37 protein-coding genes are annotated in these 22,484 nt (G+C 47.0%); 4 read left to right on the top strand and 33 right to left on the bottom strand.

The window, feature by feature from the left end:
- The first annotated feature begins 9 nt into the window (after positions 1–9).
- The 3 genes from mobA to moeA are packed head-to-tail and all read left to right on the top strand — an operon-like array spanning position 10 to position 2,368.
- Positions 10–594: a molybdenum cofactor guanylyltransferase MobA gene (gene mobA, locus AC3ZFK_RS00185; RefSeq protein ID WP_487506235.1), complete on the top strand. Its 585-nt coding sequence runs from the start codon at positions 10–12 to the stop codon at positions 592–594.
- A gap of 2 nt (positions 595–596) precedes the next feature.
- Positions 597–1,145 (top strand): molybdopterin-guanine dinucleotide biosynthesis protein B, encoded by a 549-nt coding sequence (mobB, locus tag AC3ZFK_RS00180; protein ID WP_487506234.1) that lies wholly within the window; start codon positions 597–599, stop codon positions 1,143–1,145.
- Positions 1,142–2,368 (top strand): molybdopterin molybdotransferase MoeA, encoded by a 1,227-nt coding sequence (moeA, locus tag AC3ZFK_RS00175; RefSeq protein WP_487506233.1) that lies wholly within the window; start codon positions 1,142–1,144, stop codon positions 2,366–2,368. Before mobB ends, moeA begins: the two co-directional genes overlap by 4 nt.
- Here moeA and ssb read toward each other — a convergent pair.
- On the bottom strand, positions 2,365–2,814 hold the full coding sequence (gene ssb / locus AC3ZFK_RS00170; protein WP_487506232.1) for a single-stranded DNA-binding protein: 450 nt from the start codon (positions 2,812–2,814) through the stop codon (positions 2,365–2,367). The two genes, moeA and ssb, sit on opposite strands and share 4 nt — an antisense overlap.
- A gap of 57 nt (positions 2,815–2,871) precedes the next feature.
- Positions 2,872–4,254 (bottom strand): MFS transporter, encoded by a 1,383-nt coding sequence (locus AC3ZFK_RS00165; RefSeq protein ID WP_487506231.1) that lies wholly within the window; start codon positions 4,252–4,254, stop codon positions 2,872–2,874.
- Positions 4,255–4,422: 168 nt separating this feature from the next.
- Between AC3ZFK_RS00165 and uvrA the strand changes: the two genes are divergently transcribed.
- The gene (uvrA, locus tag AC3ZFK_RS00160; protein WP_487506230.1) at positions 4,423–7,242 is read left to right on the top strand and encodes an excinuclease ABC subunit UvrA; all 2,820 of its coding nucleotides are present in this window, start codon (positions 4,423–4,425) and stop codon (positions 7,240–7,242) included.
- 3 nt (positions 7,243–7,245) lie between these two features.
- Here uvrA and AC3ZFK_RS00155 read toward each other — a convergent pair whose 3' ends face one another.
- The 31 genes from AC3ZFK_RS00155 to AC3ZFK_RS00005 all read right to left on the bottom strand — a co-directional run.
- A complete protein-coding gene (locus tag AC3ZFK_RS00155) occupies positions 7,246–7,590 on the bottom strand; it encodes a GTPase (RefSeq protein ID WP_487506229.1) in 345 nt (114 codons plus the stop codon).
- 8 nt (positions 7,591–7,598) lie between these two features.
- On the bottom strand, positions 7,599–8,330 hold the full coding sequence (locus tag AC3ZFK_RS00150) for an SAM hydrolase/SAM-dependent halogenase family protein (RefSeq protein ID WP_487506228.1): 732 nt from the start codon (positions 8,328–8,330) through the stop codon (positions 7,599–7,601).
- 93 nt (positions 8,331–8,423) lie between these two features.
- Positions 8,424–8,825: a 50S ribosomal protein L17 gene (gene rplQ / locus AC3ZFK_RS00145; protein ID WP_487506227.1), complete on the bottom strand. Its 402-nt coding sequence runs from the start codon at positions 8,823–8,825 to the stop codon at positions 8,424–8,426.
- A 50-nt stretch (positions 8,826–8,875) separates the two neighbouring features.
- Positions 8,876–9,874: a DNA-directed RNA polymerase subunit alpha gene (locus AC3ZFK_RS00140; RefSeq protein WP_487506226.1), complete on the bottom strand. Its 999-nt coding sequence runs from the start codon at positions 9,872–9,874 to the stop codon at positions 8,876–8,878.
- A 74-nt stretch (positions 9,875–9,948) separates the two neighbouring features.
- On the bottom strand, positions 9,949–10,578 hold the full coding sequence (gene rpsD, locus AC3ZFK_RS00135; RefSeq protein ID WP_487506225.1) for a 30S ribosomal protein S4: 630 nt from the start codon (positions 10,576–10,578) through the stop codon (positions 9,949–9,951).
- 28 nt (positions 10,579–10,606) lie between these two features.
- Positions 10,607–10,996, bottom strand: coding sequence for a 30S ribosomal protein S11 (gene rpsK, locus AC3ZFK_RS00130; RefSeq protein ID WP_487506224.1), 390 nt, complete (start codon positions 10,994–10,996; stop codon positions 10,607–10,609).
- A gap of 56 nt (positions 10,997–11,052) precedes the next feature.
- Positions 11,053–11,409, bottom strand: coding sequence for a 30S ribosomal protein S13 (gene rpsM / locus AC3ZFK_RS00125; RefSeq protein ID WP_487506223.1), 357 nt, complete (start codon positions 11,407–11,409; stop codon positions 11,053–11,055).
- A 108-nt stretch (positions 11,410–11,517) separates the two neighbouring features.
- Positions 11,518–11,634 carry a 50S ribosomal protein L36 gene (gene rpmJ / locus AC3ZFK_RS00120; RefSeq protein WP_487506222.1) on the bottom strand — a complete coding sequence of 39 codons (117 nt, stop codon included), beginning with the start codon at positions 11,632–11,634 and terminating at the stop codon, positions 11,518–11,520.
- Between the two features lie 18 nt (positions 11,635–11,652).
- A complete protein-coding gene (secY, locus tag AC3ZFK_RS00115; protein WP_487506221.1) occupies positions 11,653–12,993 on the bottom strand; it encodes a preprotein translocase subunit SecY in 1,341 nt (446 codons plus the stop codon).
- A 12-nt stretch (positions 12,994–13,005) separates the two neighbouring features.
- Positions 13,006–13,443 carry a 50S ribosomal protein L15 gene (gene rplO, locus AC3ZFK_RS00110; RefSeq protein ID WP_487506220.1) on the bottom strand — a complete coding sequence of 146 codons (438 nt, stop codon included), beginning with the start codon at positions 13,441–13,443 and terminating at the stop codon, positions 13,006–13,008.
- Between the two features lie 3 nt (positions 13,444–13,446).
- Positions 13,447–13,632 carry a 50S ribosomal protein L30 gene (gene rpmD, locus AC3ZFK_RS00105; protein ID WP_487506219.1) on the bottom strand — a complete coding sequence of 62 codons (186 nt, stop codon included), beginning with the start codon at positions 13,630–13,632 and terminating at the stop codon, positions 13,447–13,449.
- 5 nt (positions 13,633–13,637) lie between these two features.
- Positions 13,638–14,150 (bottom strand): 30S ribosomal protein S5, encoded by a 513-nt coding sequence (rpsE, locus tag AC3ZFK_RS00100; protein ID WP_487506218.1) that lies wholly within the window; start codon positions 14,148–14,150, stop codon positions 13,638–13,640.
- 65 nt (positions 14,151–14,215) lie between these two features.
- A complete protein-coding gene (gene rplR, locus AC3ZFK_RS00095; RefSeq protein ID WP_487506217.1) occupies positions 14,216–14,566 on the bottom strand; it encodes a 50S ribosomal protein L18 in 351 nt (116 codons plus the stop codon).
- 69 nt (positions 14,567–14,635) lie between these two features.
- Complete coding sequence (gene rplF / locus AC3ZFK_RS00090; RefSeq protein ID WP_487506216.1) at positions 14,636–15,166, bottom strand: 50S ribosomal protein L6; 531 nt, start codon at positions 15,164–15,166, stop codon at positions 14,636–14,638.
- A 44-nt stretch (positions 15,167–15,210) separates the two neighbouring features.
- The gene (gene rpsH / locus AC3ZFK_RS00085) at positions 15,211–15,606 is read right to left on the bottom strand and encodes a 30S ribosomal protein S8 (RefSeq protein WP_487506215.1); all 396 of its coding nucleotides are present in this window, start codon (positions 15,604–15,606) and stop codon (positions 15,211–15,213) included.
- A 62-nt stretch (positions 15,607–15,668) separates the two neighbouring features.
- Positions 15,669–15,974 (bottom strand): 30S ribosomal protein S14, encoded by a 306-nt coding sequence (gene rpsN / locus AC3ZFK_RS00080; RefSeq protein WP_487506214.1) that lies wholly within the window; start codon positions 15,972–15,974, stop codon positions 15,669–15,671.
- A gap of 38 nt (positions 15,975–16,012) precedes the next feature.
- Positions 16,013–16,552 carry a 50S ribosomal protein L5 gene (rplE, locus tag AC3ZFK_RS00075; RefSeq protein ID WP_487506213.1) on the bottom strand — a complete coding sequence of 180 codons (540 nt, stop codon included), beginning with the start codon at positions 16,550–16,552 and terminating at the stop codon, positions 16,013–16,015.
- A 12-nt stretch (positions 16,553–16,564) separates the two neighbouring features.
- Entirely contained in the window at positions 16,565–16,885 is a 321-nt protein-coding gene (rplX, locus tag AC3ZFK_RS00070; protein WP_487506212.1) for a 50S ribosomal protein L24, read from the bottom strand.
- A 25-nt stretch (positions 16,886–16,910) separates the two neighbouring features.
- Positions 16,911–17,279: a 50S ribosomal protein L14 gene (rplN, locus tag AC3ZFK_RS00065; protein WP_487506211.1), complete on the bottom strand. Its 369-nt coding sequence runs from the start codon at positions 17,277–17,279 to the stop codon at positions 16,911–16,913.
- A 46-nt stretch (positions 17,280–17,325) separates the two neighbouring features.
- On the bottom strand, positions 17,326–17,592 hold the full coding sequence (rpsQ, locus tag AC3ZFK_RS00060) for a 30S ribosomal protein S17 (RefSeq protein ID WP_487506210.1): 267 nt from the start codon (positions 17,590–17,592) through the stop codon (positions 17,326–17,328).
- Positions 17,589–17,786 carry a 50S ribosomal protein L29 gene (rpmC, locus tag AC3ZFK_RS00055; RefSeq protein ID WP_487506209.1) on the bottom strand — a complete coding sequence of 66 codons (198 nt, stop codon included), beginning with the start codon at positions 17,784–17,786 and terminating at the stop codon, positions 17,589–17,591. Before rpmC ends, rpsQ begins: the two co-directional genes overlap by 4 nt.
- 12 nt (positions 17,787–17,798) lie before the next feature.
- Positions 17,799–18,212: a 50S ribosomal protein L16 gene (gene rplP, locus AC3ZFK_RS00050; RefSeq protein WP_487506208.1), complete on the bottom strand. Its 414-nt coding sequence runs from the start codon at positions 18,210–18,212 to the stop codon at positions 17,799–17,801.
- A gap of 32 nt (positions 18,213–18,244) precedes the next feature.
- A complete protein-coding gene (gene rpsC, locus AC3ZFK_RS00045) occupies positions 18,245–18,922 on the bottom strand; it encodes a 30S ribosomal protein S3 (protein WP_487541271.1) in 678 nt (225 codons plus the stop codon).
- An 11-nt stretch (positions 18,923–18,933) separates the two neighbouring features.
- Positions 18,934–19,266 (bottom strand): 50S ribosomal protein L22, encoded by a 333-nt coding sequence (gene rplV / locus AC3ZFK_RS00040; protein ID WP_487506206.1) that lies wholly within the window; start codon positions 19,264–19,266, stop codon positions 18,934–18,936.
- Positions 19,267–19,270: 4 nt separating this feature from the next.
- Positions 19,271–19,546, bottom strand: coding sequence for a 30S ribosomal protein S19 (gene rpsS, locus AC3ZFK_RS00035; protein WP_487506205.1), 276 nt, complete (start codon positions 19,544–19,546; stop codon positions 19,271–19,273).
- 19 nt (positions 19,547–19,565) lie between these two features.
- Positions 19,566–20,393, bottom strand: a complete 828-nt coding sequence (rplB, locus tag AC3ZFK_RS00030) for a 50S ribosomal protein L2 (RefSeq protein WP_487506204.1) — start codon at positions 20,391–20,393, stop codon at positions 19,566–19,568.
- Positions 20,394–20,427: 34 nt separating this feature from the next.
- Entirely contained in the window at positions 20,428–20,730 is a 303-nt protein-coding gene (gene rplW, locus AC3ZFK_RS00025) for a 50S ribosomal protein L23 (RefSeq protein ID WP_487506203.1), read from the bottom strand.
- Positions 20,727–21,347 carry a 50S ribosomal protein L4 gene (gene rplD, locus AC3ZFK_RS00020; RefSeq protein ID WP_487506202.1) on the bottom strand — a complete coding sequence of 207 codons (621 nt, stop codon included), beginning with the start codon at positions 21,345–21,347 and terminating at the stop codon, positions 20,727–20,729. The genes rplW and rplD overlap by 4 nt, the downstream gene beginning before the upstream one ends.
- 12 nt (positions 21,348–21,359) lie before the next feature.
- Positions 21,360–22,010 carry a 50S ribosomal protein L3 gene (gene rplC, locus AC3ZFK_RS00015; RefSeq protein ID WP_487506201.1) on the bottom strand — a complete coding sequence of 217 codons (651 nt, stop codon included), beginning with the start codon at positions 22,008–22,010 and terminating at the stop codon, positions 21,360–21,362.
- A gap of 31 nt (positions 22,011–22,041) precedes the next feature.
- On the bottom strand, positions 22,042–22,353 hold the full coding sequence (rpsJ, locus tag AC3ZFK_RS00010) for a 30S ribosomal protein S10 (protein ID WP_487506200.1): 312 nt from the start codon (positions 22,351–22,353) through the stop codon (positions 22,042–22,044).
- A 60-nt stretch (positions 22,354–22,413) separates the two neighbouring features.
- The coding region (locus AC3ZFK_RS00005; RefSeq protein ID WP_202398113.1) for an EF-Tu C-terminal domain-related protein at positions 22,414–22,484 on the bottom strand (71 nt) is incomplete at its 5' end.

Here is a 22,484-nt window from a genome sequence, read left to right as displayed (position 1 = left end):
TCGCGCGCGATGAAAGGAATTACCGGAATCATACTGGCTGGCGGCAGAGCCACACGTATGGGGGGAGATGATAAGGGTCTTACCACTATCAACGGCAAGCCTATGGTGCAACACGTTATAGAACGTCTGACTCCGCAGGTAGGGACCATGATCATTAGTGCAAACCGCAATCAACGGTACTATGAGGCATTTGGGTACCCAGTAATATCTGATTACAACGACAAATTTGATGGTCCACTTGCCGGAATTGCCAGTGCCATTGAGATCACCGACACACCTCTCATTCTGGTCACTCCATGTGATACCCCTCTGATTCCAGCTGATCTGGTCGAGAGGCTGTATGAATCTCTGCAACAGACAGATTCACCGATTGCTGTAGCCCATGATGGAGAGAGGATGCAGCAACTCTGTTTTCTTGCTTCTCACCATATTATCGACTCAATCAAAGAGCGGCTAGCAGATAATGAGCGCAGGGTATACAGATGGCTTGAATCATTGAATCCGGCAATCTGCAATTTCAACTCCACCATGCTGTTCTCAAACATCAATACACCTGAAGAGCAGTCTGCCATAGAGCAACAACTGCAGGATTAGCTGTGAACTCAAAAACATTAAATTCTCCAACACCACTACTGGGATTTGCCGCATGGAGTGGAACAGGAAAAACCACCCTGTTGAAGCAGATTATTCCAATCCTGGTAGCAAGAGGAGTACATGTCGCTGCAATCAAACATACTCACCATGAATTTGATATCGACCAGCCCGGAAAGGATAGCTATAAATTGAGAAAATCTGGTGCCAGTCAGGTATTGGTTGCATCATCCAGACGCTGGGCCTTAATAAATGAAAATAGCGGAGATGCAACTGAGCCTGATCTTAAGCAGCTATTGCCAAAACTTGATCATGACAATATTGATCTAATTCTGATTGAAGGATTTAAGCATGAACCAATCCCTCGAATAGAACTGCACCGCTCTGTCACCGGCAAGCCACTACTGTATCCAGATGACAGCCAAATAATTGCTATCGCCATAAGTAATAACGAACAGATGAACCCTTCAATCCCGAGGCTAGATCTGGATAATAGTGAACAGATAGCAGACTTTATAGAAACCAACGTACTTCACAGGAAACAGACAACATGACACCCAAGAAAGGACTCTTGCCCGTCAACGAGGCACTGGAAAAGATCTTCCAGGAAATTAACCCAACTGAAGATATTGAGACAGTTGAGGTAATGACAGCATTTGGCCGCACCCTGGGAGAAGAGATAGTTTCTCCAATTAATGTTCCGTCCTATAACAATTCGGCTATGGATGGTTATGCAATTCAGGGGGCCGACCTGCCAGATAACGGTACAGTTACGCTTGAGGTGATTGGTTCATCATTCGCCGGCACCCCCTTTGATGGAGTCATGCAGAGAGGGCAATCTGTCAGAATCATGACTGGTGCCAAGATCCCTGATGGTGCTGACACTGTCATCATGCAGGAAAAGGCCACCAGGGAAGATGAACAGGTAACCTTCTCCAGCGAGGACAACCACACTCCGGGAGAGAATGTCCGTATGGCTGGTGAGGATATGAGAACTGGCGAGACAGTGCTCCATCCGGGACAGAGACTGGGGGCTGCAGAACTGGGGATGATTGCATCACTTGGTTATGGCGAGGTCCAGGTCAAAAAGAGAATCAGGGTAGCCTTCTTTTCCACCGGTGATGAGCTCTGCTCTGCTGGTGAACCATTAGGGGATGGGCAGATCTACGACAGTAATCGCTATACCGTATTCAGCATGCTCCGTGAGCTTGGGGTTGAGCTAATTGATCTTGGAATTATTCGTGATGAGCGTGAATTGATCGAACAGGCCTTTCAGGATGCTGCCGCTCAGGCCGATGTAGTCATAACCTCTGGTGGTGTCTCTGTTGGTGAGGCCGACTTCGTAAAAGAGACTCTTGACAGATTGGGAGAGGTTAATTTCTGGCGTATCGCAATGAAACCGGGGAAACCACTCGCCTTTGGAAAGCTGAACAATGCATGGTTCTTTGGTCTGCCTGGCAATCCGGTATCAGCAATGGTCACATTCCTCCAATTTGTCCGTCCTGCACTTAACCACCTGGCCGGAAAAGAGCGTGCTACCCCATTCCGCATCCCGCTACGCTGTAGTAATAAGCTGAAAAAACGCCCAGGTCGACTGGAGTTCCAGCGTGGCATCCTGGAAAAAGGGGATAACGGCGAGACCGTAGTGCGTGGTGCCGGCCCTCAAGGCTCACATATTCTACGTTCAATGAGCATTGCCGACTGCTTCATTGTGCTGCCTGAAGAGAATAGTGGTGTAGAAGCAGGAGAGTGGGTTGAGGTAGAGCCATTCCTTTAGAACGGTATATCGTCATCCAGATCATTCATGGTTGGAGCTGTAGCCGCCGCTGGAGCCTGTTGCTGCTGTCCACCACCAGAGCTGCCACCGAAGTCAGCAGTGCCTCCACTACGGCCGCCCAACATCTGCATCTCACTAGCTACGATCTCCGTCGTATAACGGTCATTACCATCCTTGTCCTGCCACTTGCGGGTCTGTAGACGACCCTCAACATAGACCTGCGCACCCTTCTTGAGGTACTCAGATACAATTTCAGCCAATCGATTAAAGAAGACAACACGATGCCACTCTGTACGATCCTGCTGCTCCCCGGTATTCTTGTCTTTCCAGCTATCTGTTGTGGCGATGGATATATTCGCAATAGCTCGTCCATCAGCGGTATAACGCACATCCGGATCCTGCCCCAAATTACCCACCAAAATTACCTTATTGACTCCTCTTGCCATCTTCCTCTTCCCTCTTTAGTCCATTAACACAATACAATTTCCGATCCGTTCATGGTCTCATGCTGGAGCAAACGGTTCCAGTGATTTTCTATCCAAAATTTTCTCATCCACCTTGAGATAGGCAACTTCATCTTCGGCAATTACCACGGCCTCACTAACCCCGGGAATACCTAATAGCTGTTGTGCCAGTATTGATGCCTGTAGTTGATCAATCTCCCCTACCCGTAAAAGCTGTGTCTTTACTGACTTGGGACGTTCCATACTGCTAGCCACTACCAGCCATAACAAGGCCAATCCACCAGAAGCAAGGAAAACCGGCGCAATCTCTACACCATCGGACCAACCAAGAATCCACCCGCCCAGAATACCCCCCATAAAGGCACCAAAAAACTGGGAGCTTGAATAGACCCCCATTGCTGTACCCTTTTTGTCTGCCGGTGCCATCTTTGAGATAAGTGAAGGCAGAGTTGCCTCCAAGAGATTAAACCCTCCAAAAAAGATGACCATAAAGATAATAATTCCCCACAGTGAATCAGACATCTGCCATAAACCGAACTGTGATATTGCCACCAGCCCAATGGCGATAGAGAAGACCTCTTTCATTCTGCCCTTTTTCTCTGCCTGAATAATCATTGGTATCATGATCATCACTGCCACTAGAACCGCGCCCAGATAGACCATCCAGTGATCCTGCGGAGCCATACCACCATCTCTCAAACCGATAGGTATGACCACAAATATAGCTGTCAGAATCAAGTGAAGTACAAATATGCCAAAATTAAGGCGAAGAAGTTGTGAGTCACCAAGCACTGCCCCAAATTGTGCCGGATCCGCCTCTGCGTCATGATGCATATGGCTATGAGTTGGGGTCGGAACAATACGAAACAGCATTACCAACCCAAAGACTGCCAATAGCGCAGTAATCCAGAAGATTCCTGATACACCTACCCAGCCACTGATGACGGGTCCAAGAATAATTGCTGCCGTAAATGAGGCACCAATACTCATCCCAAAAGTAGCCATGGCCCTTGTCCTGAACTCTTCACGAGTCAGGTCTGCCAATAGTGCCATGGTAGCAGCGGCAATAGCACCAGACCCCTGAATCGCACGCCCTATGATAACTCCCTCGATGGTTGTTGCCATGGCAGCAACCACACTTCCAACCGCAAACAGCATCAACCCCATGGCGATAATACGTTTTCTGCCAAATCTGTCGGAGAGCATCCCAAACGGAATCTGTAGTAGTGCCTGAGTCAGGCCATAAACTCCAAGCGCTACCCCCATCAACATTGGGGTAGCCCCCTCAAACTCCTCCGTATATAGCGAAAGTACCGGCAGCAACATAAATAGTCCCAGCATTCGCATCGAGAAAATTCCTGCCAATGATCCAGCTGCTCTGCGCTCAACTGGCAACATTCCCTCTCCCTCACCTTTCTTCATCCAGACCTCCGGTAACTCTTCCTTGATAACATCTTTTTGTTGTTCTACCTATCTTCCACTCCAGATCAACCAATTTCAGTCAAATAGCAATAATAGGTCGAGCCAAAATAAAAGTTGAGCTATATTATCAGGTTTTCCGCTGACAAAAAGTCATATCTACAATAGACCATGGACAAGATTATTATTCGCGGGGCTCGAACCCACAACCTAAAGAATATTGATCTCGATCTCCCTCGAGAAAAGCTGATTGTTCTGACCGGGCTATCAGGATCTGGCAAATCATCTCTTGCCTTCGACACCATCTATGCCGAAGGTCAGCGTCGCTATGTTGAGTCCCTATCTGCCTACGCCAGACAGTTCCTCTCGGTTATGGAGAAACCAGACGTAGACCATATAGAGGGGCTCTCACCAGCGATATCAATTGAACAGAAATCAACCTCACACAACCCCCGATCCACAGTTGGAACAGTAACTGAGATCCATGACTATCTGCGTTTGCTATATGCTCGTGTCGGCACTCCCCACTGCCCACAACACGATACTGTACTGGAGGCACAACCAATCAGCCAGATGGTTGATCAGGTTCTTAATCTTCCTGAGGGCAGCAAAATAGTCCTGCTGGCTCCACTGGTTAGAGGGCGGAAGGGTGAACATCAACAACTTATCGAGGAGCAGCGTGCCCACGGTTTTTTAAGGGCCGTGGTTGATGGTGTAATCCACGATCTGGACCAGATGCCCGCTCTTGATGGAAAAAAGAGACATACCATAGAGATTGTTATAGATCGCCTGAAGGTACGACCCGATATCCGTCAACGCCTGGCTGAGTCACTGGAAACTGCCATTGCTCTCTCCGATGGTCTTGCATCAGTCTCCCTTATGGACAAGCCGGAAACCACTCTGCTCTCTTTCTCTGCTCACTATAGCTGTCCAGAGTGTGGCTATAGCCTGGAAGAGCTAGAACCACGTCTCTTCTCATTCAATAACCCTGTAGGTGCATGTCCAAGTTGTGAGGGGCTTGGCATTCAGCAATATCTTGATCCCGAGAGAATAGTCACCCATCCTGAACTCCCTCTGTCAGGTGGTGCAATTAGAGGATGGGACAGAAGAAATGCATGGTATCACCAGACCCTAAGATCCCTCTCCGACCATTATAAGTTTGATCTGGAGACCCCATTTAACCAACTCCCGAAAGATGTAGTAAAGATTGTTCTATATGGATCCGGTGATGAAACAGTTGAGTTCAGCTACTTTAACAGCCGTGGTGGTGTTACCCGCAAAGAGCACCCATTTGAAGGCATTATCCCGAACATGGAACGACGCTACCATGAGACTGATTCAAACTCGGTACGTGATGACCTCTCAAAATATATAAACAGCCGCCCCTGCCCAGAGTGTAACGGGAGCCGCCTACGGGAGGAGGCAAGGCACGTATTTATTGACGGACACCCCCTGCATGAGATAAGTCGATTCTCTGTTGAAGATAGTGCCAACTTCTTTAACCAACTGAAACTGACCGGATGGCGAGGAGAGGTTGCCTCCAAGATCGTTAAAGAGATTTCACAACGCCTTGGGTTTCTGGTTAATGTTGGCCTCAACTACCTCTCTCTGGAGAGAAGTGCGGATACCCTCTCTGGTGGCGAATCCCAACGAATACGCCTTGCCAGCCAGATCGGTGCTGGACTGGTTGGAGTCATGTATGTACTGGATGAGCCATCCATCGGCCTGCATCAGCGAGACAACCAAAGGCTCCTCGACACTCTGATTCGTCTGCGCGACCTTGGCAACACCGTTATTGTGGTTGAACATGATGAGGAGGCCATCAAGACGGCTGACTTTGTGGTTGATATTGGGCCAGGTGCCGGCACTCATGGTGGACAGATTGTGGCCCAGGGAACCCCAGATGATGTCATGAACAATCCCAACTCACTCACTGGACAGTACCTCTCTGGATCACGCTCAATCGGACTACCAAAACAGCGGGTAACTGCATTCAGAGATAGACAGCTAGTCATTCACAAGGCCAGCGGCAACAATCTAAAAAATATAACTCTTTCCATACCTGCAGGTCTCATGGTCTGCATTACTGGAGTGTCCGGATCCGGCAAATCGACCCTGATCAACGATACTCTCTACCGCGCAACCGCACAGCACCTGAATCGTGCAAAAGAGGATCCTGCACCCCATGAACACATTGATGGTCTGGAGCTCTTTGACAAGGTTGTCAATATTGATCAGAGCCCAATTGGACGTACACCACGATCAAACCCAGCAACCTACACAGGTCTCTTTACCCCAATTCGTGACCTCTTCTCTGGCACAGAGGAGTCTCGTTCTCGTGGTTACACCCCGGGCAGATTCTCTTTTAATGTAAAGGGCGGACGCTGTGAGGCATGCCAGGGAGATGGAGTTATCAGGGTAGAGATGCACTTTCTTGCCGATATTTATGTCCCATGCGACGTCTGCAAAGGGAAAAGATACAACCGGGAGACTCTGGAAATAAAATATAAAGGCAAAAACATCCATGAAGTGCTGGAGATGACCGTTGAAGAGGCTAGAACCTTCTTTGATCCTGTTCCAACAATTGCCAAAAAACTGCAGACACTTATTGATGTTGGGCTGAGTTATATTCGTCTTGGGCAAAACGCCACAACCCTCTCAGGTGGAGAGGCTCAGAGAATCAAACTCTCACGTGAGCTCTCCAAACGAGACACTGGGCAAACTCTATACATTCTTGATGAGCCTACAACAGGGCTTCACTTTCATGATATCGAACAGTTACTACAGGTACTCCACCGACTGCGCGACCACGGCAATACAGTTGTGGTGATTGAACACAACCTTGATGTTATCAAGACTGCAGACTGGATTATTGACCTCGGCCCTGAAGGTGGTGATGGTGGCGGTGAGATTGTCGCCTGTGGTACGCCTGAACAGGTGGCAAATGAGGCGTGGTCACATACTGGAAGATATCTGCGGGAACACCTTTAAGCACTACCCCACAGCCTCCTTGATGGCAGATATCAACTCCTCGACACTCTCAAACTTGTCCAGCTGATCTTTTGAGAAGAGAACTTTCATCCCGTCTGTTGTATCAAGAACTACCGGGTATTCATATTGCTCGGTGAACCTCTTCTCAAATTCATCCTTGTGAAGAAACTCAAGGTTGGCGTTTGAGGACTCTCTGAATTTTGCCCATTCACCCTTTTCACTAAATGCCCCATAGGTTAGGGAACATAGTGAACACTGATATGTTGATGGGCTTACTATCTTGTGTGCGGTATCGAAGATGGTGTTAAGTTTCCCACTATCCGCGTTATAGACAAATATCACCTGCATAATTGAACTCACTCTGTAATGATCGAGACAGCTGTCCCAACCTCAATATCCAGCCTATCCCTGGCACTTCCCTGGTTGACTGCTATCTCTAGCAGACCAACCGAGTTGTCATACCAGAATGGCTCCCCAATTGCCCTGTCCGAAAAGGTGGCGCTGTTTCTCACGGTCACCCCATTTATAACTACTGTATCGTTCCCGCTCAATGATCCTGCTCTTACTCCTGTAATTGCATTACCGTAACGGTCAAGATAGATTACCTTATGGAGATTATGGCTGCCATTTCTGATGCTTGGCAGGATGGTCTCCATAATGTCACCATCAGATAGAGTATTTGATGAGATTTTGGCAGCAATTGGGGCAAACAGATCCCTGCCATGGAATGTATTAGAGAGATGATCAGGCTCCCACATGATTTGAAAATATGAAACACTCTCTGCCCTTGCAGTAACCTGGTCGAAGATCCCATTTTCCGGACCAATAAACCAGTTTCCATCTGCATGGAGTACCACTGCCCTGCGCTTGCCCCCAACCCCGGGATCTACCACTGAGAGAAAGATTGTTCCCTTTGGAAAATATGGAACATGGCTAACCAGGAAGTGAGAAGCAGCCTCTATATTGAATGGAGCAAGGTCGGAGACCAGATCAACTATCTCTCCATCTGCACTGTGCATAAATAGTGCAGATCGCATCTGAGCCAGATAGGGGCTCCCAACACCAAAATCTGTAACAAGAATAATCATAGTGTCTGATGATATCGCGTTTTTTTATTTTCACCAGAAAAAGAAAAAGCCGGATATCTATCCGGCTTTTTTCAGAACTTGTCAGGGATATTCTTAATCCTCTGAATCGTCCTCAATATCGTCATCCAGATCTACAACAGGACGGTCAACCAGCTCTACCATGGCCATTGGGGCCTTGTCACCAGCACGGAAACCGGCCTTGAGAATACGGATATAGCCTCCAGGACGCTCTGTATAGCGAGGACCCAGCTCGGTGAATAGTTTGGTGACCATCTCGCGGTCACGCATGCGGTTGAAGGCGAGACGGCGGTTTGCAACACTATCGGATTTGGATAATGTAATCAGCGGCTCTACAACACGGCGCAGCTCTTTGGCCTTTGGCAATGTTGTACGAATCAGCTCATGCTGAATCAGAGAGTTGCTCATGTTACGAAACATAGCCTTACGATGGCTGCTGTTTCTGTTTAGTTGTCTACCACTATGACGATGACGCATGATCTTATCCGTTTATTTATCTATATTATTCGCTATCTGACGAATTTTAATTAAGCTGACTCTTTCTCATCTCGAATGCTTGCTGGTGGCCAGTTCTCGAGACGAACACCAAGTGAAAGTCCGCGTGACGCCAACACATCCTTAATCTCATTAAGTGACTTCTTGCCAAGATTTGGTGTTCTCAACAACTCGGTCTCGGTGCGCTGAATCAGATCACCAATATAGAAGATGGCTTCTGCCTTGAGACAGTTGGCTGAACGTACAGTCAACTCCAAGTCATCTACAGGGCGCAACAGAACTGGATCTACCTCTGGCTCCGGCTCTACCCCTTCCTCATCTTCCTCTTCTGTATGCAGATCTACAAATGACTCCAGCTGAGTCTGCAAAATTGTTGCAGCACGGCGAATTGCCTCTTCTGGGTCAATAGTACCGTTGGTCCGCAGGTCAATAACCAGGCGATCCAGGTCAGTACGCTGCTTAAGACGCGCAGCCTCAACACTGTAACTAACACGATCGACAGGGCTAAATGATGCATCCAGCTTCAGGTTGCCGATAGTTGAGCTCTCATCCTCAGTAGAACGTTCTGTAGAGGGCTGATAACCACGTCCTGAAGATACCTTCAGTGTCATACTCAACTCAATATTTTTATCTGTTACGTTGGCAATAACGTGATCTGGATTGATAATCTCAACATCATCACCTGTGATATCACCAGCCACTACAGCACCAGCACCATTGCTCTTCAACGTAAGCTCTGCCTCACTATGAGCATGCATTACGATTGCAACTCCCTTCAGATTGAGAAGGATATCAATCACATCCTCTTGTACCCCTTCAATAGTAGAGTACTCGTGGTTAACACCGTCAATCACAACCTCTGTGATAGCGCTTCCGTGCATGGAAGATAGCAGGATACGACGCAGGGCATTCCCCAGTGTATGTCCAAAACCACGCTCCAGGGGACCAATCGCCACCTGAATATGGTTGGTACCAATATTCTTTATATTTGCCAGCTTTGGCTTGATAAACTCTTTAATTGAACCTTGCATCTTTTTTACCTCTTATCTAATTATCTTTCGTGCTTCAAACATAGAGTACAACTACCCAGCAAATAACCTCTCAATTACTTGGAGTAGAGCTCGACAATCAGGTGTTCATTAATTTCTGCAGAAAGATCAGTACGCTCCGGCATGCTCTTGAATGTACCCTCCATCTTCTCTGCATTCACATCCAGCCACTCAGCATCTTCACGAGCCTGCGGTGCAAGCTGCAGAGACATCTTGATGCGCTCCTGCTTCTTTGCCTTCTCACGAATGGATATGACATCATCCGCCCTCAGTTGATAGGATGGAATATTCAATACATTGCCATTCACCAATACTGATTTATGGTTGACTAGTTGACGTGCCTCAGCACGAGTAGAGCCAAACCCCATACGGTAGACAACATTATCGAGGCGTGCCTCAAGAATCTGTAGCAGGTTCTCACCTGTAGACCCTTTACGACGTGCAGCCTCTTTGTAGTAACTACGGAACTGCTTCTCTAGCAGACCATACATACGACGAACTTTTTGCTTCTCACGCAACTGAAGTGCATAGTCTGACATGCGTGGACGACGTGCGCCGCTACCATGCTGACCTGGAAGTTGATCAATCTTGCATTTTGTCTCAAGAGCACGAATTCCACTCTTCAATCCAAGATCTGTTCCCTCACGACGGGAAAGTTTACATTTTGGTCCTGTATATTTTGCCACAGTATAATTCTCCTAATTTTTCAGACCGTTATACGCGGCGTTTCTTGGGTGGACGACAGCCATTATGTGGCAGTGGAGTAACATCAGTGATGCTATTAACACGGATTCCAATATTGTTTAGTGCGCGCACTGAGGATTCACGACCAGGTCCAGGCCCCTTGATGCGAACATCTACTGACTTGACGCCATACTCTTGAGCCTGCACACCCGCCTTCTCAGCGGCAACCTGTGCCGCAAATGGAGTGCTCTTTCTGGAGCCACGGAAACCGCTTCCTCCAGATGTTGCCCAACAGAGTGTGTCACCCTTACGGTCAGTAATGGTAATGATGGTGTTATTGAATGTTGCATGTACATGCACAATCCCCTCAGGGACATTCTTTTTTACCTTTTTACGCTTTGAAGCGGATGCCTGTGCCATAAAACTATAAAACCCTAAAAACTAAAAATTAAAAAAAACCTGAACAGTTCAACCAATTAACGCTTAATTGGCTTCTTCGGACCCTTGCGAGTACGTGCATTGTTCTTGGTGTTCTGACCTCTAACCGGAAGACCACGACGATGACGGATACCGCGGTTGGTACCAAGATCCATCAACCGTTTGATATTCATTGAGATCTCACGTCGAAGATCACCTTCAACCGTGAATTTACCAACAATCCCTCGAATAGATTCAAGCTGACTCTCTTCGAGATCACGGATTTTGGTTGACGCTTCAATACCAGCTGCTTCGCAGATTGTATAAGCGCGAGTTCTACCTACCCCATAAATAGAGGTTAGTGCAACCCAAGCATGTTTGTTATCAGGTACATTTACACCCGCAATTCGTGCCATCTGGCTCTTCTCCTAAACGATCCTATTTCACACCTGCGCACCACGCAGAAAGCGCGCAAGGATACCTATTATGTGTACAAAAATCAACCACCACTTCAACGAGGACGACTAGCCCTGACGCTGTTTATGTTTTGGGTCTTTACTACAAATCACACGTACAACACCATTACGGCGAATAACCTTACAGTGTTGACACATTTTCTTTACTGATGCGCGAACTTTCATTTCATTACTCCAAAATTTTTAGATCCCACTGCGACCATACCCTTTAAGATTTGCCTTCTTCATCAGACCATCATACTGATGGGAGAGAAGATGAGACTGAACCTGAGAGATAAAATCCATGATCACAACTACGATAATCAACAGTGAGGTTCCGCCAAAGTAGAATGGAACATTCCACTTAATGATCAGGAATTCAGGAAGCAGACTGACTGCAGTGATGTAACCAGCACCAATCAGTGTCAACCTCGTCATCACCTTATCAATATACTTTGCTGTCTGTGCCCCTGGGCGAATCCCCGGGATAAATGCACCTGATCTTCTCAGGTTGTCTGCAGTCTCCTTCGGGTTGAATACCAGAGCCGTATAGAAGAAGCAGAAAAATATAATTGCAACAGCATAGAATGCAACATAGAGCGGCTGTCCGGGGGAAAGTGTAGTGGCCAGATCCTTCATCCACTCCATCCCCTCACCGCTACCAAACCAGCTTCCCATCGTTGCCGGGAACAGGATAATACTGGAGGCAAAAATTGGGGGGATTACACCAGCCATATTTACCTTGAGTGGCAGGTGGCTACTCTGTCCTGCATATAGCTTGTTTCCGCGCTGCTGCTTGGCATAGTTAACTGTAATTCTACGCTGCCCTCTCTCAACAAAGACTACAAATGCAGTCACCAGTATGGCCCCTATAAAGAGAACCAGAACTGTAATTGGGTGCATCTCTCCGGTACGGGCCAACTCCATGGTTCCACCAACTGCCGATGGAAGACCTGCAACAATACCAGCGAAGATAATCAGTGAGATACCGTTACCAATGCCACGCTCTGTTATCTGTTCACCAAGCCACATCAGGAACATGGTTCCGGTAACCAGGGTGGTAACTGCCACAAAACGGAACGCCAAGCCCGGATCAATTACTACGCTCATTCCACCAGCAGACTGTGACTCCAACGCAATGGAGATTCCAAGCGCCTGGAATGTAGCCAGAACCAGGGTTCCGTAACGAGTATATTGAGTAATTTTTCTGCGTCCAGACTGTCCCTCTTTCTTCAGCTGTTCCAGCTTTGGAGAGGTAACCGTCAACAGATTCATGATAATAGAGGCAGAGATGTAGGGCATGATTCCCAGAGCAAACAGGCTCAAACGCATCAATGCACCACCCGAGAACATGTTGAACATGTCCAGGATAGTCCCTGACTGCTGATCAAACATCGCCTTTAGAGCATTAGGATCAATTCCGGGAACCGGGATATGGGCACCCATGCGATAGACAATAATCGCACCCACCACAAATAACAGACGAGTTTTTAGCTCGGTCAGTTTGCCTGTGGAGTTGCCACCAATTGCCTGTTTATGTGCCATTGTTCTAGATTACTACTCTTCGATTTTGCCGCCAGCGGCCTCGATTGCTGCACGTGCACCGGGAGTGACTCCCAAGCCACTTACAGTCACGGCCTGGGTGATCTCACCGGAGGCAATTACCTTTGCGTGCTTGATATCCTGACCAACAATATTTGCAGCCTTAAGTGCCAACAGATCAATCTGGTTATCAACCGCAGCTTTCTCCAACTCATGGAGACGAACCTCTGCAACAAAACGTGCCTTACGAGATGCAAAACCGACCTTTGGCAGACGACGCTGCAGTGGTTGCTGACCACCCTCGAAACCTACTTTATGGTAACCGCCAGAACGGGACTTCTGTCCCTTGTGGCCGCGCCCACAGGTCTTTCCAGAACCGGAACCGATGCCACGACCTACTCGCTTGGCATCCTTTTTGGCGCCTTCAGCTGGCTTGATTGTATTAAGATGCATGATTTAACCCTCAACCTTCAGCATATAGCTGATTTTATTGATCATTCCACGATTTTCAGGAGTATCGATCACTGTTACAGTCTGATGCATACGACGAATTCCAAGACCAGCTGCGCAAGCCTTATGTGAAGGAAGGCGTCCAATTGTGCTCTTGACCAGTGTCACTGTAATTGTGTTGTTATCTGCCATGGTTTCTACCCCAGAATCTCTTCAACAGTTTTGCCACGTTTCGCTGCAATCTGTGAAGGGCTATTCATCTCTGTAAGACCCTTGATTGTTGCACGAACCACATTAATTGGATTGGATGAGCCATTGCGCTTGGCAAGTACGTTATGAACTCCCACTACCTCAAAGACAGCTCGCATGGCACCGCCAGCAATAATTCCTGTACCTTCAGATGCTGGTTGCATGTAGACGTCTGCTGCGCCATGTGTTGCACTGATTGGGTACTGTAGTGTTCCCCCATCCAGCTCAACTGTCTTGATATCACGACGTGCACGTTCCATCGCTTTCTGGATGGCTAATGGTACTTCACGAGCCTTTCCATAACCGAAACCAATCTTTCCATTCCCATCACCAACAACAGTCAGCGCGGTAAAAGAGAAAATTCGTCCACCCTTGACGGTTTTCGCTACTCGATTGACAGCAACAAGCTTCTCCAGCATGCCATCATCATTATCTTTTTTGAACTGTTTCTTCTCTGCCATCTTCGCTTCCTAATTTATCAACCAGGTCTGTTTGTCTGTAATGTTATATCTATTAATGCCCTTGATTAAAAATCAAGTCCATTCTCACGTGCAGCATCTGCCAATGCCTTGATGCGACCATGGTATCTGAACCCTGATCTATCAAAAGCGACACGGGTTACACCCGCATCCTTGGTACGCTCTGCAATCACTTTTCCAACCACTGCTGCTGCTGCAACATTGCCTGTTGCGCCAGCCTCTGAGCTAACCTCAGAGAGCAGGGTCGAGGCACTTGCCACAACCTTGGAGTCATGATTAATTACCTGTGCATAGATATGTCTTGGAGTACGGTGCACTGTTAAGCGAGGCACACCAAGTTCTTTGATCTTTGCACGTGTACGTCTTGCACGACGTAGTCGGGTCTGTTTTTTATCCATTGATAAATCCTGCGGTTTAATCCAGTTATTAGTCCATTCAACCGTTTTAGCTTATACCCTTGCGAGCACCTATTTCTTCTTCGCTTCTTTACGAATAACATGCTCATCCGTATAACGAACACCCTTACCTTTGTATGGCTCTGGTGGACGGAATGCGCGAATCTCTGCGGCAACCTGCCCCACCTTCTGCTTATCTGCACCCTTAACAACAACCTCTGTCGCTGCTGGTGTCTCGATAGTGATTCCCTCAGGAATCGCATAATTTACAGGATGTGAAAAACCAAGAGTCAACTCCAGTTTCTTTCCTGCAGCCTTGGCACGATATCCAACACCAATCAGCGTCAGTTTTTTCTCAAAACCGGCACTGACACCAACAACCATGTTGTTGATCAAGGCGCGCATCGTGCCTGCCATTGCAACACACTCTTTTCCACCTTTTGCAGAAACACGAACAACGTTATCCTCGTGTGCGACATTGACTGTCTCATGTACATCATAATCAAAACTACCGTTGGCACCTTTGACCTGAATCTTTTGTCCGCTTACTGTGACATCCACTCCGGTTGGGATCTCGACAGGGGCATTTGCAATTCTAGACATCTTGTTTTACCTGAATTCGATTAACAAATTATTACAATATGATCTTAATAAACGTGGCAGATCACTTCACCGCCAAGTCCAGCTTTTCTGGCAGCACGGTCTGTCATCAGTCCGCCTGGGGTAGAAATTATGGCAATACCAAGACCCGCATTCACTGATGGAACATCATCCTTGCCTGTGTATGTACGTAGACCAGGACGGCTTATTCTCTTCATCATCTCTATAACTGGCTGACCCTGGAAATATTTAAGCTCGATTTTCAGCTCAGCCTTTCCACCATCCTCAGCCACAGAGTAATCAGAAATATAACCTTCATCCTTCATTACTGTGGCGATCGCTCTCTTCATTTTAGATGATGGCATTGATACCACCTTCTTCTCTACTGCCAGTGCATTGCGGATACGGGTTAACATATCTGCTATTGGGTCTTGCATACTCATCTTTTATATTCCAAAAATTCTATTGTGACTCTTGTAACCAGTTACTGTTCCAATAACTGCGCTTACCAACTTGCCTTTCTTAGTCCAGGCACATCTCCGCGCATTGTAGCCTCACGCAACTTGTTTCTGCTAAGGCCAAATTTTCTGTAAAACCCGTGAGGACGACCTGTCAGGCTACAACGGTTATGCTGACGAGAGGGGCTTGAGTCTCTTGGCAACATATTAAACTTACGACGCGCTGCGGCTCTCTCTTCTGGTGCAAGTGAAGCATCCATCATCTTGCTTCTCAGCTCGGTACGTTTTGCCGCATATCTTTTGACCAACTTCTCTCGGCGCAGTTCGCGTTGAATCATTGAGGTCTTTGCCATATTTCTAGTCCTGTCTCACTCTTTTACCAAATAAGTAATTAATTCTTGAACGGGAAGTTCATCGCAGCCAACAAGGCCTTGCCTTCCTCATCCGTTTTTGCAGTAGTAACAACGCTGACATCAAGACCACGCAATGCGTCTATCTTGTCGTAATCGATCTCAGGAAAGATTATCTGCTCTGTTACACCCATGGTGTAGTTTCCACGACCATCGAATGATTTGCCGTTAAGTCCACGAAAATCACGAATACGTGGAATCGAAATATCAATCAGACGATCAAGAAAATCGTACATACGCTCTTTACGCAACGTAACCTTACAACCAATTGGCCAACCATCACGAATCTTGAATCCTGCAATGGATAAACGTGCCATGGTCTTTACCGGCTTCTGGCCAGCAATCTTCTCCATGTCTGCAACCGCATGGTCAAGAATTTTCTTGTCCGCTGTCGCCTCACCAACACCCATATTCAGTGAGATCTTGGTGATTTTTGGAACTTCCATAACACTCTTGTAACCAAACTGCTCCATGAGCTGGTTAACAACTATGTCTTTATAATGATCTTTACTAATACTCATGACCTTGATCTCTTATGCGTCGACAACTTCGCCGCTTGATTTGAAATAACGAACTTTACGGCCGTCGTCCAGGGTCTTGAAACCAACACGATCCGCTTTTCCGGTTGCATTGTTATAAACTGCAACGTTGGAAACATGGATAGACATCTCTTTCTCGACAATACCACCTGAAACACCCATATTAGGATTCGCTTTGGTATGTTTCTTTACCATATTGATTCCATCTACAATGATACGATCCTTTTCAGAAATGACACGTGCCACTGTGCCCCTCTGTCCCTTATCTTTTCCGGTGAGGACAACTACCTCATCACCTTTTTTGATTTTACGCATGTTGCTGTCTCTAAATTTCTGCTAATCAAATAACTTCTGGTGCCAATGAAACAATCTTCATGAACTTCTTGTTTCTCAGTTCACGAGTCACTGGGCCAAAAATACGTGTGCCAATTGGTTCATGCTTACTATTTAGCATTACTGCGGCATTACCATCAAAACGGATCAGCGAACCATCGTTGCGACGAACTCCCTTACGAGTACGTACAACCACCGCATTATAAACGTCGCCTTTTTTAACCTTGCCACGAGGCAGGGCTTCTTTTACGCTGACCTTGATCACATCACCAATACCAGCATAACGACGCTTAGATCCACCAAGCACCTTGATGCACATGACCTTTTTTGCGCCACTGTTATCGGCAACGCTCAATGTTGACTGCATCTGAATCATCGGTTCTCTCCAAACTTTCTAACTATCAATTCTTATTAATTCTGCTCTAAACTGCAGCCGCGCTCTCAACAACCTCAACCAGTCTGAACGATTTACTCTTGGAGATTGGACGACACTCCTGAATCGTTACTACATCGCCTTCGTTACACTGATTGTTCTCATCATGTGCATGCAGCTTGGTTGAACGCTTGATAAACTTTTTGTAAATAGGATGCTTAACCTGACGTTGAACCATTACAGTAATGCTTTTGTCTCCCTTATTTGAGACAACACGCCCAGTAATAGTACGTCCAGTTGTGGTCTGCTCACTCATGATGCTGCACCTTTCATTTCATTCATAATTGTCTTCACCCGAGCAATGTTATGACGAACCTTCTTCATCTGACTATTATCAGAGAGCTGATTGGTTGCCTTCTGCATGCGCAGATTAAATTGCTCGCGCAACATCTCCTGCAACTCTTTTTGCAGTTCTGTCTCATCCATTTTTCTCAATTCACTTGTTTTCATCGTTGCTACCTTTTATAGCGGAGTACGTGCAACAAAAGCTGTCGCTATTGGGAGTTTTGCTGCCGCAAGCTTGAACGCCTCACGTGCCAGCTCCTCAGAAACACCCTCAATCTCATATAACATCTTGCCAGGCTGGATCTGTGCAACCCAATATTCAACATTACCCTTACCCTTACCTTGACGTACTTCAAGTGGCTTTTTGGTAATTGGCTTGTCCGGGAAGATGCGGATGGTAAGCTTGCCCCCACGTTTCACCTGACGAGTAATTGTGCGTCGAGCCGCCTCAATCTGGCGAGCCGTGATTCGTCCACGCCCGGTAGCCTTGAGACCATACTCTCCAAAACTGACGGAGTTGCCATTCTGCGCAAGACCGCGGTTTCTACCCTTCATCTGCTTGCGAAATTTTGTTCTTTTCGGTTGAAGCATTGCTCTTCTTCCCTATCGTTTTACTTTATTACTTATTTAGCTTTCTTGTCTTCTGCATCAGGCTGCTTGCCAATAACTGAAGTGTCGTACACCTCACCCTTGAATATCCACACCTTGACGCCGAGAATTCCGTAGGTGGTATTTGCCTCAGCAAACCCATAGTCAATATCTGCGCGCAGGGTATGGAGTGGTACACGACCTTCACGATACCACTCAGTACGGGCGATCTCTGCTCCGTTAAGACGTCCTGCAACATTGATACGGATACCCTTGCCACCAGAACGCATAGTGTTGCCCACAGAGCGTTTCATGGCACGACGAAACATGATTCTCTTTTCAAGCTGCTGCGCGATACCCTCAGCCACTAACTGCGCATCCAACTCAGGTTTACGAATCTCTTCGATATTGATCTGAACAGGAATCCCCATCTTGGCCGAAACCTCACGGCGCAGCTTTTCAATATCCTCGCCCTTCTTGCCGATCACGATTCCTGGGCGAGCCGTATGAATAGTGATTCTTGCATTACCTGATGGACGCTCAATCTGAATACGACTTACAGAGGCCTGAGAGAGGCGCTTCTTCAGGAAATCCCTGATTGTAAGATCCGCATACAGCTGATCTGCATAGCTACTGCTATCCGCATACCAGGTTGAGTTCCAGTCCTTGATATAACCCAGACGATAACCAATTGGATGTACTTTTTGACCCATTCCGCTTTTCCTCAGCGATCTGACACAGACACACTAATGTGACTGGTTCGTTTAAGAATTCGATTCGCGCGTCCTTTTGCACGAGGCTGAATTCGTTTATAAGTTGGTCCCTCATCAACAAATGCTGTTGAGACCTTCAATTCATCAATATCTGCACCTTCATTGTGCTCTGCATTTGCGATTGCAGAGTTGAGGATCTTGCCGACAATATGAGCAGCCTTCTTGTTGCTGAATCTCAGCAGATCCACTGCATTTTCTACAGGAAGGCCGCGAATCTGATCTACAACCAGACGTACCTTCTGTGCAGAAATTTTCGCATTTCTAAGTTTTGCAAAAGTTTCCATACTATTACTTGCTCGCCTTCTTGTCTGCCGTATGACCACGGTATGTACGGGTCAATGCAAATTCACCCAACTTGTGACCAACCATATTCTCATTGATCAATACAGGAACATGTTGACGCCCATTATGTATTGCAATAGTCAACCCGATCATCTCTGGCATAACCATTGATCTTCTCGACCATGTCTTGATAGGACGTCGATCTTTACTTTCAACCGCATTCTTCACCTTGGTGCGAAGATGCTCATCGATAAATGGACCTTTTTTAATTGAACGCGACACGTTGTAATCCTCGTCTCAGTTACTTCTTGTTACGACGACGGACAATATACTGGTCCGTCCTCTTGTTTGATCTTGTCTTGTAGCCCTTGGTTGGCATACCCCATGGTGAAACAGGATGACGACCACCAGAGGTTCTACCCTCACCACCACCATGCGGATGGTCAACCGGGTTCATCGCAACACCACGCACCGTTGGGCGAACACCACGCCAGCGAGTAGCGCCTGCCTTGCCAAGCTTTCTCAGTGAATGCTCACCATTACTCACTTCACCAATCGTTGCTCGACACTCCAGAGAAATCTTGCGCATCTCACCTGAACGAAGTCGCAAGGTGGCAAAAGCCCCCTCCTTTGCAACATACTGGGCAGAGGTGCCAGCAGAACGGGCAATCTGTGCGCCCTTTCCCGGCTTCAACTCAATACAGTGGATAGTTGTACCTAGCGGTATATCAAGTATCGCCATGGTATTTCCAACTTTGATCTCAGCACTACTTCCAGACATAAGTGCATCACCAGCACTAACACCTTTTGGTGCAATAATGTAACGACGCTCACCATCTGCATAAAGTACCAAAGCAATATTTGCAGTACGGTTAGGATCATATTCAAGACGTTCTACACGAGCAGGAATCCCATCCTTGTTACGCTTGAAATCAATTATGCGATAGCGCTGCTTGTGACCACCGCCACGATGACGAGTTGTAATTCGTCCATCATTGTTACGACCACCATTCTTTGCCTTTTTTGCAATCAAAGCTGCATGTGGTTTTCCCTTATGCAGTTCATGATTCACCACAGAGACAACAAAACGACGTCCTGGTGATGTTGGTTTTGATTTTACGATTGCCATTTTTCTACTATTCCTTCGAAACTAAACCTGAACGCTATTCAGCACCCATAAATTCGATTTCCTGCCCCTCACTGAGGGTTACAAAAGCCTTTTTCCAACTTGCACGTCGACCAAATTTAGCCCCCGCACGTTTAATCTTGCCCTTGACGTTACTGACAGTAACTCCATCAACCTTGACGTCAAACATCATCTCAACTGCCTGTTTGATCTCTGGTTTACTGGCATCCTTTACTACACGAAACACATACTGGTTGCGCATCTCAGCAGCCATAGCACTCTTCTCAGTAACATGAGGCGCCAGTACAATCTTCATTAATCTCTCTTGATTATTATTCATACCAGTGACTCCTCAATCTGTTTCAGTGCAGATTCAGTCATTAATACACTCCCATAGGAGACCAGACTAACTGGGTCCATTGCAGTCACATCCGTCACTCCGACATGAGGAATATTTCTTGCCGCAAGATACAAATTCTCATCCACCTCACCAGAGACGATTAGAACGTTATCCATACCAAACCCGTTCAATGCACTGCTCAGTGCCTTGGTTTTTGGTGTATCGATAGCAAGATCGGATACTACTGTCAGCCTATCCTGGCGAACCAACTCGGAAAGAATGGAACGCATCGCTGCACGGTACATCTTCTTGTTAACTTTCTGCTCATAGTTTCTTGGACGTGCAGCAAAAGTAACGCCACCACTTCTCCAAATTGGACTACGGCTGGTTCCCGCACGGGCACGCCCAGTTCCTTTCTGACGCCATGGCTTTGCGCCACCGCCCCTTACATCAGAACGATTTTTCTGTGCAACTGTACCCGCTCTGGCACCTGCAAGATACGCTGTAACCACCTGATGGATCAACGCCTCATTATAGTCTGCAGAAAAAGCAACATCAGAGACTGCTATCTTTGACTGATCCTTTCCTGCTGGAAAATCACGTACATTTAATTCCATGATTCTGACTCCTTATCCTTGGCTGGCAGACTTGACTGCATGACGGATGATCAGATCACCACCCTTTGCACCAGGAACTGCCCCCTTTATCAGGATTAAATTACGTTCGGCATCAACCCGAACAACTTCTAAATTCTGTGCTGTACGCTGAACATTACCCATATGGCCAGACATTTTCTTGCCCTTGAATACTCGTCCAGGGGTCTGACACTGACCAATTGAACCGTTAGAGCGGTGAGAAATAGAGTTACCATGAGTACTATCAAGACCACTAAAGTGATGGCGCTTGATACCACCCTGGAAACCAAATCCACGGTTTGTTCCAGTAACATCCACCTTCTGCCCAGCTTCAAAGATTGAACTCTCAACCTCTTTACCTGGCTCAAATTCTGCAACCTCTTCAGCGGTAAGACGGAACTCCCAGAGTCCACGTCCAGCCTCAACACCAGCCTTGGCATAGTGCCCAGCCATTGGTTTGGTTACTCGAGAAGCTCTACGGCTACCGGTGGTTACCTGTATTGCGCTGTACCCATCAGTCTCGTCACTCTTTACCTGAGTTACCCTGTTGGGCTCAACCTGGATAACGGTCACGGGAACAGATGCACCCTCTTCGGTGAACACCCGACTCATCCCGACTTTTCGACCTACTAGTCCGATTGACATCTTCAATTCCTCTACTTATCTAATACTTCAATCAAGAAAGCTTAATTTGCACATCTACACCAGCAGCAAGATCCAGCTTCATCAATGCATCTACAGTCTTATCTGTAGGATCAACGATATCCATCATTCGCTTATGTGTACGTAGCTCATACTGGTCGCGCGCGTCTTTATTGACATGCGGAGAGACCAAAATAGTAAAGCGCTCTTTTTTTGTCGGTAGCGGGATAGGTCCTATAACCTGTGCCCCGGTACGCTTTGCCGTCTGTGCGATTTCACGTGCTGATTGATCAATCAGACGATAATCGAACGCTTTAAGACGGATACGAATTCTCTGTCCAGCCATTATTATTACTCAGTCGTTAATAATTAAATAATTACTCAAAAATCTTCGAATTAATTCTGCTTATTCGATAATCTTTGAAACAACACCAGAACCTACAGTTCTGCCACCCTCACGGATTGCAAAACGTAGCC

The organism is Candidatus Thiopontia autotrophica (genome assembly GCF_982804495.1).
The sequence above is the reverse complement of the archived record's forward strand: the minus strand, read 5'-3'. Positions and strand labels throughout refer to the sequence as shown.